Source organism: Clostridium puniceum, assembly GCF_002006345.1.
Lineage (GTDB): Bacteria > Bacillota > Clostridia > Clostridiales > Clostridiaceae > Clostridium > Clostridium puniceum.
In genome coordinates, this window is record NZ_LZZM01000244.1 from 1 (window position 1) to 16,440 (window position 16,440).

Annotated in this window: 9 protein-coding genes and 1 pseudogene; 9 read left to right on the top strand and 1 reads right to left on the bottom strand. The window is 29.2% G+C overall.

What is annotated here, in order from left to right; all coding sequences use genetic code 11:
• Window positions 1–143: 143 nt before the first annotated feature.
• Window positions 144–599: an Lrp/AsnC family transcriptional regulator gene (locus CLPUN_RS26320; RefSeq protein WP_077850152.1), complete on the top strand. Its 456-nt coding sequence runs from the start codon at window positions 144–146 to the stop codon at window positions 597–599.
• A gap of 59 nt (window positions 600–658) precedes the next feature.
• Here the strand turns inward: CLPUN_RS26320 and CLPUN_RS26325 are convergent, their stop codons facing one another.
• On the bottom strand, window positions 659–1,282 hold the full coding sequence (locus CLPUN_RS26325) for a cytidylate kinase-like family protein (protein WP_077850153.1): 624 nt from the start codon (window positions 1,280–1,282) through the stop codon (window positions 659–661).
• Window positions 1,283–1,931: 649 nt separating this feature from the next.
• Between CLPUN_RS26325 and CLPUN_RS26330 the strand changes: the two genes are divergently transcribed.
• The 8 genes and pseudogenes from CLPUN_RS26330 (at window position 1,932) to CLPUN_RS26360 (ending at window position 16,176) form a co-directional block, all read left to right on the top strand.
• A complete protein-coding gene (locus CLPUN_RS26330; RefSeq protein WP_077850154.1) occupies window positions 1,932–2,780 on the top strand; it encodes a D-amino acid aminotransferase in 849 nt (282 codons plus the stop codon).
• 10 nt (window positions 2,781–2,790) lie between these two features.
• Window positions 2,791–2,928: a hypothetical protein gene (locus CLPUN_RS27890; RefSeq protein WP_158078847.1), complete on the top strand. Its 138-nt coding sequence runs from the start codon at window positions 2,791–2,793 to the stop codon at window positions 2,926–2,928.
• Window positions 2,929–3,001: 73 nt separating this feature from the next.
• Window positions 3,002–3,289: pseudogene (locus CLPUN_RS26335) on the top strand (putative hydro-lyase); the annotation flags it as partial.
• 14 nt (window positions 3,290–3,303) lie between these two features.
• Window positions 3,304–3,450, top strand: a complete 147-nt coding sequence (locus CLPUN_RS29050) for an ATP-binding protein (protein ID WP_242954260.1) — start codon at window positions 3,304–3,306, stop codon at window positions 3,448–3,450.
• Window positions 3,451–4,331: 881 nt separating this feature from the next.
• Window positions 4,332–10,691, top strand: a complete 6,360-nt coding sequence (locus CLPUN_RS26345) for a DUF5695 domain-containing protein (protein WP_077850155.1) — start codon at window positions 4,332–4,334, stop codon at window positions 10,689–10,691.
• A gap of 264 nt (window positions 10,692–10,955) precedes the next feature.
• Window positions 10,956–12,005 (top strand): LacI family DNA-binding transcriptional regulator, encoded by a 1,050-nt coding sequence (locus CLPUN_RS26350; RefSeq protein WP_077850156.1) that lies wholly within the window; start codon window positions 10,956–10,958, stop codon window positions 12,003–12,005.
• Between the two features lie 694 nt (window positions 12,006–12,699).
• Window positions 12,700–14,655: a glycoside hydrolase family 127 protein gene (locus CLPUN_RS26355; protein ID WP_077850157.1), complete on the top strand. Its 1,956-nt coding sequence runs from the start codon at window positions 12,700–12,702 to the stop codon at window positions 14,653–14,655.
• A gap of 171 nt (window positions 14,656–14,826) precedes the next feature.
• A complete protein-coding gene (locus CLPUN_RS26360; protein ID WP_077850158.1) occupies window positions 14,827–16,176 on the top strand; it encodes an ABC transporter substrate-binding protein in 1,350 nt (449 codons plus the stop codon).
• The last annotated feature ends 264 nt before the right edge of the window (window positions 16,177–16,440 follow it).

Below are 16,440 nucleotides of genomic sequence, written 5' to 3' on the forward strand. Positions count from 1 at the left end.
ATATATAATAAATTAATTAAAGTTTATATAAAATATTTTAACTAATTTAGGTTGATAATTTCGTATATAGACTAAGATTATGAACTTTTTTTACTGTAGAGATTATAATAATTGTATATTAAAATCGCAATTGGAGATTTCTTATGGATAAAATGGATTATGGAATATTAAAATGCCTAAAGTTAAATGCAAGAAATAAAGCATCTGATATAAGTAAAGAAATTCATTTATCAGTGTCTGCAGTTCTTGAGCGTATACGTAAAATGGAAAAAAATAAAGTGATTAAAAATTATACTATTATTGTAGATCAAAAAAAATTAGGCAATGATATGACGGCATTAATGGAAGTGAGTCTTGAACATCCCAAATTTTATGATTCTTTTACTACTGCTATTAAAAACAATAATAATATTGTTTCATGTTATTATTTAACTGGAGATTTTGATTTTATAATTAAAATATTTTGTAAATCATCTGATCAGCTTGAAAAAATTCATCGTGGAATAAAGAGTTTGGAAGGTGTATCAGCAACAAAAACCCATTTTGTTTTAAAAGATGTAAAAAATATATTTTGTGTTATACCAGATATGGATGAATAAAAAACATGCCTAAAATTTCAGGCATGTTTTAATTTATAAATAAATACAAATTCATAAATTTATGAATCCATTCGGAGTTTAATATATTCTTTAATATATTTAACACATTTTTCAAAACCTAATTTGCTGGTATCAAGGGATAAATCATAATTTTTAACATCTTCCCACTTTTTACCTGTGTGATAATAGTAATAATCACTTCTATATTTATCTAATTTCTTAATATTTTTAATTGCTTCTTTTTCAGAAGCACCAAGAATGTCCATTTCATGTTGAATACAATATTCATTAGAGGCATGGATAAATATTTTAAATACGTTTGGATTGTCTCTTAAAATGTAATCAGCACAACGTCCAATTACAACATAAGATTCTCTTTCTGAAAGTTCACGTAGTATCTTGGCTTGATAATTAAATAAGTTATCATCAGAAATAAAATCTCCACTTTCAGGGGGAATTAATTCACCATTATATATATGTTTTGAGACTTTATATAATAAGCTGTTTTTCACATCTTCATCTGCATTAGCAAATAGAGCTTCATTTATTCCGCTATCATCTGATGCCAAGCGTAATAATTCTTTATCATACATATTTATTCTCAAATCATTAGAAAGCATTTTACCAATTGTTGTTCCACCACTTCCACAAGTTCTTGTTATTGCAATTACAAATTTGTCCATATAATACCCCTCCTTTATATAGTAAAATTATATCACAATTTACTATAGATTATTACAAAATAATCATGAAATATAAAGTTAAAAGACTATGTAACAATTTTAAATATAGTTAATAATTAATAGTTAGCTATTAGTTAAAAACTAAAATCAAAAAATTATGATTATGGTTAATAGTTTATAACTCACAGCCGGAATTTATTCTCCTAAATAAGCTTTTTAACAAAATAATTATATTATCATAAAAATTTCATCCATATTTTTGAAATGATGCTTAATAAATTTTTAACGTTAAAATTATTGTAAAAAGAATAAGACTGGCGTATATGGTATCATAAATGTAAGTTTTACTAATATAAAGAATTGTGAGAAAATTGAGTAAAATATAGCAATGGCAATTCAATATGAAAAATTTTCGGATTTTTTATAAAACGTGTGGTAAAAACAGAAAAAAATATTGTTAAAGGTATGAATTTCAATAAAAAATATTATAATTTTTAAAAATATTGAAAAATATTTCTGGAGATTATAAGATATTGTTATAAAAAATAATTTGTATTTTAACTAGATACATTTCAGACAGCGAAGTCAGTTTTTACAAAAGTCTAAAATATATCTAGTTTTTTTATTACAAAATTTTGGGGGAATTAAGATGGAGAATTTAGGATATTACAATGGAAAGTTTGGATTATTAGATAAAATGATGGTACCTATGCTTGATCGTGTATGTTATTTTGGCGATGGAGTATACGATGCTACTTATAGTAGAAATCATATAATTTTTGCATTGGACGAACATATTGAAAGATTTTATAACAGTGCTAGACTACTTGGAATAAAGATTCCTTATACAAAGGAACAATTAAAGAAAATTCTTAATGATATGGTAAAGAAAGTTGATTCAGGAGAACAATTTGTATATTGGCAGATTACAAGAGGAACTGGTATTCGTAATCATGCATTTCCGGCAGATGAGGTTAAAGCAAATCTATGGATTATGTTAAAGCCGTTAAATATTAAGGATATGTCACAAAAATTAAAGTTAATTACTTTAGAAGATACCAGATTTTTACATTGCAATATTAAAACGTTAAATTTATTACCAAGTGTAATAGCGGCGCAAAAAACTGAAGAAGCAGGATGTCAAGAAGCTATATTCCATAGAGGAGATAGAGTAACTGAATGTGCACATAGCAATGTATCAATTATAAAAGATGGTATCTTGAAAACTGCACCAACAGATAATCTAATACTACCTGGCATTGCAAGAGCACATTTAATTAAAATGTGTAAATCATTTAATATTCCTGTAGATGAAACACCATTTACATTAAAGGAATTAATGGAAGCAGATGAAGTTATAGTTACTAGTTCAGGTCAATTTTGTATGACTACTTCAGAAATAGATGGAAAGACTGTAGGAGGAAAGGCACCAGAACTTGTAAAAAAATTACAGAACGCATTATTAAATGAATTTATAGGAGAAACAAAACCAGAATAGGAGGAATAATATGAATCAAGAAAAATTAGTAATATTTAATTTGAGAGAAAATTTAATGAGAGAATGTGTATCGTATGCTATTAAATTAGAAAAAATATGTCAAACTTGGCCTAATAAGGTTATTAAATTGGATATTACCAAAAGGTGATGTAAAAAAGGAAAATAATGAAAAGTGAAGGTTAATCCTTATGTTGAAAGTTAAATGAAAGGAGGAATAAAAAATGGATTATTCAAAAATGGAACCTAAAGAAGTTCGAAGGTTAATACGTGAAGGTAAAATTACAAAAACAACATCAGGTATGTGTGCTGGATATGCACAAGCTGATTTAGTTATTTTGCCAAAGGATTTTGCTTATGATTTCTTATTATTTACTCAAAGAAACCCAAAATCTTGTCCTATATTGGAGGTTAGTGATGTTGGCAGCAGAAGTCTTAATTATATTGCAGAAGAAACCGATATTGCTAAGGATATTCCTAAACATAGAGTTTATAAAGATGGAATATTAACTCAGAAGCTGAATTAGTGTCTTCTATTGAAACGGCTCAAAAAGAAGCAGAAAACTATTTTAGAAATTGTATGGTGTATTTAAAATATAAAAGACATGTGGAAATCCAAATAATTGAAGATAACTATGGCAGTGTAGTTCGTTTAGGGGAAAGAGATTTCTAAATATAAAGATGTTATCAAAAACTTGTAGAAGAATCACTGCCGCCAGCATTAAATAAAAACTTGCGTAATAGCATGGGAGAAGCAATAAACTAGATATCTTAAAATACTATAAAATTTTTAGTTTATTGATAAGGTTTGTAGATAAGGTGTAATAACTATAATAAAATCATATTTTGTATATCATCTCAAATTAGATTTTATATTTTATAAAACGTTTTATAAAATTGAATAATTTAAAGCATAATAGAGAAAAAAATGGTTTTTTTATTCAGAACTGCTTAAAATGCCTTAATATGAAAATTTACTTTCAAAGAATAATATTGTATATAATATGTATTAGAAAAATTATGATAACTAATTAAAATTATTTCAGACAACGTTTACAGAAACTGATTTTTAATATTAAATAGAAATTTTGTATAAATAGAGGGAAAATAACTGGTAAAGTAAAAAATAATATATTATTAAGAAATTCTTATTTTTTTGCTTTCATATAAAACGTTTTATAAAGGCTGAAAAGATAGTTGCAATATATTTATTAATTTAATTATGCGGTTAGAAAAATAATATATGCAATTTGTAATTAAGGCACTAAATAACTTGTACAAGCATCGGTAAAATTTATAAAGAAATTAATTTCTACATGAATATGTCTCAAATAGCTAGTAATAAATTAATTTTATTTAAGTATTAATATCTCAACATACTATATTTCAGTTAAAAGAATAGCAGTTAAGCACAAAATACTAAAAAAGTATACGGTTACAAAAAACTAATGCTACATAAACCCCTATTTTGTTTAAAATATACTTTTTATTGCAATGTAATTAAATGCTATTTTTATATAAATATAAATAAAAATAAATGGATGGAGGATAAAAATGTATAACCAAAAAAAATGCAAATTTTATAAAGTGATTGCTAAAACGTTAATATTTGCTTCTGTAATTGCCATGATGCCTTCGATGAATTTAGTTGCATTGGCTGCTGCTAATGAGAATACATTGAGTAATGGATACTTCAATGTCAAAATTGGTGAATATGGAGAAATTAATAGCTTGAAAATTGCCAATGATGAATTTGATACAAACTATGTATTAAATGGACAAAATGCAAAGGAACAAGGTAAGTCAGAAGAACATCAATGGATGGGGGAATTGATGTTTAAAACAAAAAAAGATGGTGATAGTGCTTGGTCTGAGGCTATGACTAGTGCTTCTCCAAAAACTAGCGGAGCTAGAACGATTACTAAGAATGGAAATAATATAACAGTAACTTATAAAAATGAAAGTGCCAATAAAGGTATTAAAGATTTTGAATTGGTAGAGACATATGAACTAGTTGACAATCATCTTAAGTGGTCAATGAAAGTAACCAATCCAGATTCGAATAAGAACCTCACATTTGGAGATTTTGGTATTCCAATGACTTTTAATGAATATTTTACATCTGAATATGACGGCGAATTGCTTTATGAGACTAGAGTAATTGATCACTCTTTCGTTGGTCAGGATTCTTCTTATATTTATGCGACTAGACCAAGTGGTCAAGGAAAATTTTTATTGTTTGAACCTGATGTATCTACAGGTGCAAAATTAGAATATCAAGATCATTGGAGAGAAAATAATGGTCATCAAGGCTCTAAGTGGGCACAAGATACAGGTGGATGGGCAAATGGATTAAATGTATTCTATATTCATTCGAATGTAATTAAATCAACAGGTAGTAGTTACCTTCCAAATACAGAATTAACTTTAGCACCTGGTGAGAGTAAGGAATATTCATTTGATTTTACACCAGTAGAAAATGAAAAAGTAATGAGAAGTCAACTTTATAATAGCGGAATTATTGACGCAGTAGCAGTTCCGGGTATGGTATTTTCTAAAGATATGCCTGCGAAATTCTATCTTCATACTAAGTACGATTATGATAATAGTAATGCTACTAGCAGTAATATTACAAAGATTGAAGTGAAATGCCCTCATGAAACACATCTTTATGAAGGCCTTCAAAATTCTATTTCTAATAAACAACCATGTACTAAGTCGGAAGGAACCAATGTTTCGTATGATAAAACTGAGACTGTGAATGGAGAGAAATATCATATATTTAATCTTAAATTAACTGATCTAGGTGCTAATAATGTTTTGATTCACTATTTAGATGATTCGGGGAAAGAAAAAGTAACCACATTACAATTTTATGCCATGGATAAAGCGGAAGATGCATTAAATCTTCATGCAGATTTTGTAACTAACAAAACACAAGTAGATGCACCAGGTAAGATTCAAGATAAAATATTTGATGACTGGATGATGGATACTAAAAATCTTCGTGGAGTATATAGCGGATACATGGGCTGGGGAGATGACTGGGGATTTACTCATGGTGAATATTTAGCTGAAAAGAATGTTTATTTGCCAGTAAAAGAGCAAATTCAGGCAGTTGATGATTATTTGGATACTGCAATTTGGAACGGTCTTATGAGAGAACATCATGAAGATTATAGAGTAAACGACTGGTTAGATAATGAACCAAACAACACTGGACAAGGTATTTATAGAGGTTACGCATATCCACATGTTTATAATACTTATTTTTCTATGTATAAGGTAGCGAGTAAGTATCCAGATATGATTAACTATAAAGAAAAGAAGGAAACCTATCTGCTAAGAACATATAATGTTTTAAAAGCACTTTATGGTGATGGTATTTCATATAACTGGGATACAGGATTAATGGGTGAATCTACCACTCCAGATATTATAGAGGCATTAGAAAAAGAAGGTTTCTATAAAGAAGCTCAAGATATTCTCGATATTATGGATAAAAAATATGTAAAATTTAGCGAACAAAAATACCCATATGGTTCTGAATATAGCTATGATAATACAGGTGAAGAAGCTGTTTATGTATTGGCTAAATTGCAAAATAACAAAGATATGATGGATAAGATTAATTTGAAGACAAGAGCTGCTCGTGGTTTGCAGCCAATTTGGTATCATTATGCTAATCCAACTACTATTTGCGGTGAAAATTGGTGGAATTTTCAATATTCTGCTTCACTTATAGGTTATACTATGGATGATTGGTTAAGATTGCAAGATAATGGTATGGATGCTGCAGATAGAGCGTTAGCTTCTCGTACCAATTACGCAGCTAAGTTAGCTAATTTAACTGCTATTAACTCGGGTCAAATTGATGCAGATTCATCTAATATAGGTACAGTAGGATGGACTTATCAAGCAGAATTGGGAAACAATGGTGGACAAGGAAATGGAGGTGGAAACATCCATAATGGCTGGCGTCAAATGTCAGGAGAAGCAGATACTGGGTTATTTGGTGCGTTGCATATTATATCTTCTGACGTTGCAACAGATCCTGTTTTTGGATTATTCGGATATGGATGTGATGTAACAGATGATAGAGGAGCTTATAATGTAACGCCATTAGATGGTCTTTATACAAGATTAAATTTTATTAATGAAAAATTATATATTAATTTAGATCGTGATCAATATTCTAATGCTGTAGTTGGCAAAAATAGTGATTCGATAAAATTAACAATGAAGAATTTGGAAGGAACAGAACACAATTCAGAAATTGAATTAACTGGATTAAAAGCAGGTTCGTATCAAGTTTCTGTAAATGGCAGTGTGGTAGGGAGCTTTAAAACTGATGGTACTGCTGTAACAACAACTATTCCAATGCCATCAGGTAATGGTGCGGAGGTTGTGATTAAATCTGGAGCAGCGTTACCTAATGCAGCACCAGTTGTAGATGCAGGAGAAGATAAAACGATTGAATTGTCTAAAGAAATCCGTTTAGAAGGTTCTGTAGTTGATGATGGACAACCCAATATGAAACTAACTAGCAAATGGACAATAGAGAGTGTTCCAGATGGTGCTGTGCCTGAAATTAAAAATACTGATAAATTAATTTCTGATATTAAGTTTAATAAAGTTGGAGATTATACATTCAAACTTACGGTATCAGATGGAGAATTAGATAATTCTGATACGATTAAGATTACAGTTGTGGATGATGTGGCACTTCCAGAAACTTTAGCATTATATACTTTTGACAATGTAAATTTAGATAAGACAAATAGAGAAGAGTATAGAAAGTTACTAAGTGCAGATAGTGAAGGTAAAGGCTATACAGCAGAAAGAATTAGTAATCCGGTATTTGTAGCAGGAAAAGTAGGACAATCATTATCATTAAGCGGCTCTTATTGCGGATATATAAGAGTGCCAGCCGACATAACAAAGCACATAGATGAAACTACTATTTCAGCTGATATTAATTTATCAGCATCACAAGGCAGCGATGCTAGAATATTTGAATTTAGAGATGCAGAAGGAAAATCTATTTATGCTTCTGTAATTAACGGTAATGAATTAGCTATGGGGATCACAGATGCCGTAACTAAAGAGACTAAAGAGATATCTTCAAATATAAATGTAGGAGTAGGCTATTGGAAAAATATATCAATAACCATAGGTAATGATTCAGAAACAAATAGGAATACTGCTATTTTCTATTTAGATGGCGTAAAAGTAGGAAAAGTTGACAATTGTATTAAATTATCTGATTTAGATGATATACAAAGAAACTTTATTGGACGTGGAGATAATAAAGCCGGAGCATTTTTTAACGGCTTGATTGATAACTTTACAGTAAAATCTAAAGCAATGACAAGTGAAGAAATAGGTACTGCTTACGGAAGTACAGAAGGTAGTAATCCAATTTCGGCAGAAGCATCAAATATTGTTGCGAAGGTAGGAGAAGCACCAATTTTGCCAAAACAAGTTAAGGTACTTTATTCAAATGGTATCTATAAAATGTCAAATGTATCATGGGATTCAATTGATTCAAAAAGTTATGAAAAAGTTGGTACTTTTGTTGTAGAAGGTAGTGTGGAAGGTGTTACAGAAAAAGTTAAATTAACTATTCATGTTGTGAAAGGTGAAGCACAAAATGTTGCAAGTATTGCTACTCCAAGTGGAATTATTAATACTGTAGATGATTTAGGTGGTGTAAAAGGATTAAATGATGGCTATGAACCTGAAAATTCTGCTGATACAAGTCATGGTGTGTGGCATAACTGGAGAGGAGACCAAGGTGGGCCTGCATGGATAGAATATGATTGGGACGAACCAGTTGTTATTACAGAAACTGATGCTTATTACTTTAAAGATCCAGGCGGAAATTTTATGCCAGCTAGTGCATCTTATGATTACAAAGATGAAAAAGGTGATTGGAAAAAACTTGAAAGTGTAGTTGGATTAGGCTTAGAAAAAGATAAGTATAATAATACAACGTTTAGTCCAGTTGTTGCAACAGCAATTCGTATGAATATGAAACCATCAGCAGTTGGATGTGGTGTAATAGAATGGCAAGTATATGGTTATTCTAATCAAGAAATTGTAAGTAAAAAATCTTTAAATGCAGCAATTAGTAATGCAAATGCAATCAAGGAAACCTTTGTTGAAAGTGGATATGAAGATTTAATACTAGCTGTAAAAGAGGCGAGTCAAGTTGTGGATGATTCAGTAGCATCACAAGAAGAAGTAGATTTAGCAGCTGAAAAAATTAATAATGTAATAAATAATTTAGTACCAAAAGATAATAATATTGCTTATTTAGCAAATGTAACAACAAGTTTTGTTTCTTCCTGGGAAAAATTAGAGGCTGTTAATGATGGGATAGAAGCTACAGATTCTAGAGCAGATGGTATTGCACATTATGGAACCTGGGGAAATGAATCTGAATATGAAATGGTAACTTATAAGTGGACGAGAAATAAAGATATTTCAAGCACAGAAATTTATTACTGGAGTGATGGTGGTGGAATTTTAGCACCAGCTTCTTGTAAATATGAATATCAAGATGATAAAGGTAACTGGACTCCAGTATCTAATCCAAAAGGTTTAGGTGTAGAACTAGATAAATATAATGTTACAACTTTTGATAAGGTTACGACAAAAGCATTTAGAGTAACAATGATAAAATCAGTAACGGATAGTAATGGTGTTGGTCTTGTTGAGTGGAAAGTTACTGGGGAGAAAACAGTAGAAATAGCAAATAAAAGTAAATTACAAGAATTGTATAATAAACATAAATTTGATATTCAAGGAAAGTATACAGAACAAAGCTGGAGCAAATTTACGATTGAATTAAATAATGCAAAGACAGTACTAGACAATTTCAGTTCAACAACTAAAGAGGTTAATGATGCTGAAAAGAATTTAGAAGATGCAGTAAATGGATTAGAGGAGATAAAAGATAATAAACCAGACGTAACAACAGGATCAGCTGTTAAAGTTGAATTACAAGAACTATATGATTCACATAAAAATGATATTAAAGGGAGCTATACATCAAAAAGCTGGAATAATTTTGTGAGTGCATTAAAGAAAGCATTTAATGTACTTGAAAATGCAGATGCAACACAAACAGAAGTAGATGATGCAAAAGCAGTTTTAAAATTAGCAATAGATGAAAGAAAACGTAAAAGTAACTCAGGTTCAAAACATAGTTCAAGTGCAACAAGTAATAGTTCTTTAAATGTAGAAACTCCAACTACTATAAATTCAAACTTAAATATTATTGCGAAAAATTTAGCAGATAATGCAATTAAGTCTATGAATGTAGAAGTTAAAGCTATTGAAATGTTAAAAACTCAAAATGGAGAAAGTGCCATATCTACAGTTGTATATATTAATGGTACGAAAGCTAACATTATAACGACAAATGTTTCAGATATGATCTCAGTAAAAGCAAGTGAAAACACAAAAGTTTATGTATATTTAGAAGAATTAAAAGCATATATGCTGGTAGATTCGCAAATAGTTGCTGATAATATTTTATTTGAAGCAAAAAATACAACTCCTTATATTGTATCAGATAGTAATGTATTAGGTATTATTGTACAAACAGGCTGGAATAAAGTTAGTGATGTATGGTATTTTGTTAAAGCTGACGGTCAGTTGGTTAATGGTTGGTATAATGATAATGGTACATGGTATAATCTATCAAATGAAGGTAAGATGAATACTAAATGGATTAAAGACACTAGTGGAACCTGGTATTATTTAAAAGATTCTGGAGCGATGTCTACAGGATGGATTGAAGATACAGATAGTAATTGGTATTATTTAAAGAGTAATGGTGCTATGGCACAAAATGAATATGTTGATGGATATTATTTAGGTACTAATGGAGCATGGATACGCTAATTAATTTGTAATCAATCCAATTTAAACAATCAGAAAATAGAAAATAATTAATGAAGTGAACTGTATCCTAATAAGATAGATATGGAAAAAAGTCTGTATCATCTTATAGGATACTTTTTATGTATAGAAAGTATAAAATTTTTGGAGTTGGAAATGTTGATAGCATTAACAATCGAAAATTTTTAGAATAAAGGGGAACTTTGGTTGTATAAGACAAATTTATTTGTTAAAATTAAATAAAAAACGTTTAAGCTGGTGATATTAATGGCAAATATAAAAGAAATTGCAAAAGAGAGCGGTGTGTCAATTGCTACGGTATCAAATATTATAAATGGTAAGCCTGGAGCTGGAGAAGAGACTCGAAAAAGAGTTTTAGAAACCATAAAGAAATTGGATTATAGACCTAATGTTATTGCAAAAAATTTAAAACAAAAGAATAATAGAACAATAGGCATAATAACGGAAGATTTAACAGTATTTAATACTCCGGATATTGTTGATGGTATTAATGAATATTGCGATGAACATAATTATGAATTTGTCCTTGGAAATCTAAGATTATATAAAAAATATGATGAGAAATTTTATCATTCCGATAAATACTATGGTAGAGTAGTAGATGAATTTAAAATGATGGAATCGAAGCAAGTAGAAGGTATAATATATGTGGGATGTCACAGCAGAAATTTAGAATGTATTCCAAGCAATTTTTCAATTCCAATTGTAATAGCATATGGTTTTGATAATGATAAAGAATTTTCATCAGTAATATTTAATGATGAACAAGGAGCTTATGAAGCAACATGTAAACTTATTGAAGCAGGACATCAGAATATTGGGGTGATATATGGAGCGCAACAAAGTATACACGCACAGCAAAGACTAATTGGATATCAACGTGCGTTGTATGATAATAAGATTTTATTTAATCCTCAGTTCATACAACAAGGAGATTGGTCGAGAAAATCTGGATATGAAGCAAGTGAAATATTTTTTGAACAAAATGTAACAGCTATTTTTGCTATGAATGATTTAATGGCCGGGGGAGTTTATGACTTTTTTTATGAGAAAGAACATAAAATTGGAACAGATATAGCAATTGTTGGTTTTGATAATCGAGAAGTTAGTAAAGCATATAATCCTTCTCTTTCAACCATCGAGTTGCCGTTGTTTGAAATTGGCAGGCAATCTGCAAAACTGTTGATTGATATGATAACTCAGCCACATAAAGAGGTTAATCCTGAAATTTATAAAATAGACTGTAAGTTTATAGAAAGAAAATCAATTTATAAAAATATAATTGATAAGGTATAGAGAGTAATAACTATACCTTTTTTTGAATTAAAATACGATTATATGATTATGGGTAGGAAAATTTTATTTTACTTATCTGATAATGTTTTGGTATTAAATTAATACTGAAAACTAAGTTAATTTTATTGTTTAATTAATCACTTGATTTTAAGAACTTAGTAAAAATAGCAATTATATAGTTATGAGAATAAATGAATAATACAAGAAATTAGTTTAATTTTAAGTGCTTAAATAAATTAGAAACGGTTATAAAATATAGAATTTTAGAGAGATTTAAGAACTATATATAAAATAGATTTACAAAAACGTTTTATAAAAGTTTAAAGTTGAGAAATATGAAGAGTTAAGAAGAAAATGAAAGTAATATAAATATAATCTCAATATATAAAACAAAATAACTATTTATTTTAATGAAATTTTATAGTATAAATAAATTATAGAAATTGTTTACAATAAATTTTATAAGAACAAATAGTGATTTTTAGTAAAATTAGCCCCTTATAAAATAACTCAAATTTTAATTTTCATACAAGCTTTAATGCCATTATATAACTAGATTTAGTTGTCTAAGTAAAATGTGAGGTATATGTATATTTTAGGAGGAATGGTTTAATATTTAATAAATCACTAATTATTTTAATAATTTAATAAAACGTTTTACAAAACGTGTTAGGACAAAAGGAGGCAAATAGAAATGAATTTAAAAAGTAGCAGTAAACTATCTTCATTACCATTAAAAAATATAAAAATTGGTGATAATTTTTGGACTAAATACACAAAACTTGTTAAGGATGTAATTATTCCATATCAGTGGGATAGTTTGAATGATAATATTGAAGGAGCTGAACCCAGTCATTGCTTAAATAATTTTAAAATCGCAGCAGGAGAAAAAGAAGGAGAGTTTGGTGGAGCAGTTTTTCAAGATACAGATGTAGCGAAATGGCTTGAAGCAGTTGCATTTACATTAGCAACAACTAGGGATAAAGCATTAGAAAATTTAGCAGATAGCGTAATTGATCTTATTGGAAGAGCTCAAGATAAAAATGGATATATAAATACATACTTTACTATTAAAGAACCAAATTTAAGATGGACTAATTTAACTGAAGGACATGAATTATATACAGCGGGACATTTAATAGAAGCAGCAGTTGCTTATTATGATGCAACTGCAAAAGATAAATTTTTAAATATTATGATTCGATTTGCAGATTTAATTTGTGATACCTTTGGAGAAAAGGAGAATCAAATACATGGATATCCAGGACACCAAGAAATTGAATTAGCATTAGTAAAATTATATGAAGTAACAAAAAATAAAAAATATTTGGATAGTGCAAAATATTTTTTAGATGAAAGAGGGAAATTACCAAATTATTTTTTAGAAGAAGAAAAAACAGAAAAATTCAAACGGATTTTTCCGGAGTTTAAAAATTATACTCCATTATATTCACAATCTCATTTGCCAGTAAGAGAACAAACTACTGCAGAAGGACATGCTGTTAGAGCTGTTTATATGTATTGCGCTATGGCAGATATATCTTATGAATATGAAGATAAGGAATTACTTAAAGCTTGTAAAACACTTTGGAATAACATAGTAAATAAGCGTATGTATATTACAGGTGGAATAGGGTCTTCAGGATTATTAGAGAGATTTACAACAGATTATGACTTGCCAAATGATATCAATTATTCTGAAACGTGTGCATCAATTGGATTAGCACTTTTTGGATTAAGAATGACCAAAATAACAAAAGAAGCTAGCTACATGGATATTGTAGAAAGAGCATTATATAATACAGTTTTGGCTGGAATTGCCATGGATGGAAAAGGATTTTTCTATGTTAATCCATTAGAAGTTTGGCCAGAATCTTGTATTGAAAGAACTTCAAAGGAACATGTAAAACCAGTCCGTCAAAAATGGTTTGGAGTTGCATGTTGTCCTCCTAATATAGCACGAACTCTTGCTTCTTTAGGACAATATATATATTTAGCTGATAATAATAGTTTGTATGTTAATTTATTCATATCAAATGAAACCATTGTAGAGTTTGAAGATAAACAAGTAAATTTAGTGATGGAAACTAATTTTCCAAATGATAACAACATAAATATTCATTTAACTTCTGAATTGGAAAAAGAAATAATACTAGCATTACGTATTCCATTTTATGCTGAAAATTATACTGTTTTTCTAAATGATCAAACTTATAAATTTGAAATAGATAAGGGATATGCAATTATAAAAGGGAAATTTAAGAACGACAAAATAGAAATAAAATTTGATTCAACTGCTAAATTTATATATGCAAATCCACTTGTAAGAGCAGATTCAGGAAAAGTAGCAATTACAAAAGGACCATTAGTATATTGTTTAGAAGAAGCTGATAATAAGGACAATCTTTCAGCAATATTTGTTGATACATTGGTTTCTCCAGTAGAAAAATACAATGAAGAATTATTTGGAGGAACAACAGTAGTTACTTTACAAGGAAAAAGAATTTCAAACAAGAATTGGAATGATGATAACTTATATGGAACTCAAAAACCTATTTACGAAGATACTATACTTAAGGCAGTACCGTATTGCTATTGGGGGAATCGTAAACATGGCGAAATGGCAGTATGGTTGAAAACTTTAATATAATTGTTTTAAAAATTCTTAATATGGTAAGGAAATGATATTAATAAGATAAAAGTATAAATTTAATTTATATTTGTTTTGGTCATTATTCTTTATATAGGATATTTTCATTTATAAAAAGGATAATGTTCACTAATATATTAGCTTCACGAAAATAATGGGAGGGGAATAATTATGAAAAGTGTAAAAATATTAAAAAAACTTGGAGCAATTGCAGTTACAACATCTCTTGCAGCTACAATGCTAATTGGATGTGGTGGAAGCGGTGTAGGTAATTCTTCTGGTAAGACTGCTGAAACTAGTACAAAAACCAGCAGTGGAGACGAAATGGAAATGTGGACATTTGTTGAATTACATGCAAAATTCTATGAAGAAATGCTAAAATCATGGAATGACAAGAATCCAGATAAACAATTAAAAATTAAGTTTACTGTACTTCCTTATGATGATATGCATAATAAATTACAATCAGCATTATTATCAGGACAAGGTGCTCCTGACATATGTGATATAGAAGTAGGAAAATTCCCTAATTTCTTAAAAGGAGAGCCTCAACTACAAACATTTGATGATGTAATTGGACCATATAAGGATAAGATAGTTAAATCACGTCTTGATCTTTATAGTAAAGATAACCATGTATATGGTTTTGACTACCACGTTGGTGCTACAATAGCCTTTTATAATACAGAACTTTTAGAAAAAGCAGGAATTGATTATAAGACTATTGTAACATGGGATGACTTTAAAGCAGCTGGTCAAAAATATAATGAAGCAACTGGTAAATATTTAGGTACAGCTGATACTGGTGCTACTTGGGAGCTTAACGCTTTATTAGCACAACAAGGTGCGGATTTTACTGATGCAAGTGGTAAGCCACAATTAAATAGTGAGGCAATGGTTAAAGGACTTTCTAAATTAAAAGAGTTAAAAGAGGTTAAAGCTATAGGAACTGTTCCGGGTGGACAACCTGATAAAGACGAAGCTTACGCTGCATTTAATAAAGGTGATTATGCAGTTGCAATTATGCCATTCTGGCAAATGTCTAGATATGTAAGTTATATGCCAGAATTAGCAGGTAAAATAGCTCTTGCTCCAGTTCCAGTATTAGAAAAAGGTATGCCACGTTCTGTAGGTGGCGGCGGTACTGGTACAGTTGTTACTAAGACTGCTAAAAATGCACAACTTGCTAAGGAATTCTTAGCATATGCAAAACTTTCAGAAGAAGGAAATATAAAAATATGGCAAAACTTAGGGTTTGACCCATGTAATACTGATATATGGACTAAAAAGGATGTAACTCATGATACAAACAATAAATTCGTGAAATATTTCAAGAACAATCCTTTTGATGTATTAAATGAAATTAAAAATGAAATAAAATTAATTAAATCAACTGAGGCGTCTCCAGCTATAAACAATATTTTGTGTACGGTTACACTTAATAGTATATTTGAAGATGGAAAAGATGTAAAACAAGCATTAGATGAAGCACAAGCACAAGTAGAAAATGAATTAAAATAATTTAATAAATTTATACAGAGAAGCTGTTTTAGAAAATGCAAAGCTAGAAAAATAGCTTCTCTATGCTATTTAAAGGTGTAATGGGAGGAAGTTAAGCAATGATTAATAAATTTATATACAATAAAAAAGCAGCACCATATGTATTCATATTGCCATTTATTCTTGTATTTTTGTTTTTTTTCATTTCTCCAATGATAAATACAATAATAATGAGTTTTCAAGATATATTGCCAGGTTCAAGAAAATTTATAGGAATTCAAAACT

What these genes read in the sequence shown, in the direction of transcription:
- CLPUN_RS26325 (WP_077850153.1), bottom strand. Translation starts at nt 1,282, where the DNA reads ATGGACAAATTTGTAATTGCAATAACAAGAACTTGTGGAAGTGGTGGA.
- CLPUN_RS26345 (WP_077850155.1), top strand. Translation starts at nt 4,332, where the DNA reads ATGTATAACCAAAAAAAATGCAAATTTTATAAAGTGATTGCTAAAACG.
- CLPUN_RS26355 (WP_077850157.1), top strand. Translation starts at nt 12,700, where the DNA reads ATGAATTTAAAAAGTAGCAGTAAACTATCTTCATTACCATTAAAAAAT.
- CLPUN_RS26360 (WP_077850158.1), top strand. Translation starts at nt 14,827, where the DNA reads ATGAAAAGTGTAAAAATATTAAAAAAACTTGGAGCAATTGCAGTTACA.
- CLPUN_RS27890 (WP_158078847.1), top strand. Translation starts at nt 2,791, where the DNA reads ATGAATCAAGAAAAATTAGTAATATTTAATTTGAGAGAAAATTTAATG.
- CLPUN_RS26350 (WP_077850156.1), top strand. Translation starts at nt 10,956, where the DNA reads ATGGCAAATATAAAAGAAATTGCAAAAGAGAGCGGTGTGTCAATTGCT.
- CLPUN_RS26320 (WP_077850152.1), top strand. Translation starts at nt 144, where the DNA reads ATGGATAAAATGGATTATGGAATATTAAAATGCCTAAAGTTAAATGCA.
- CLPUN_RS26330 (WP_077850154.1), top strand. Translation starts at nt 1,932, where the DNA reads ATGGAGAATTTAGGATATTACAATGGAAAGTTTGGATTATTAGATAAA.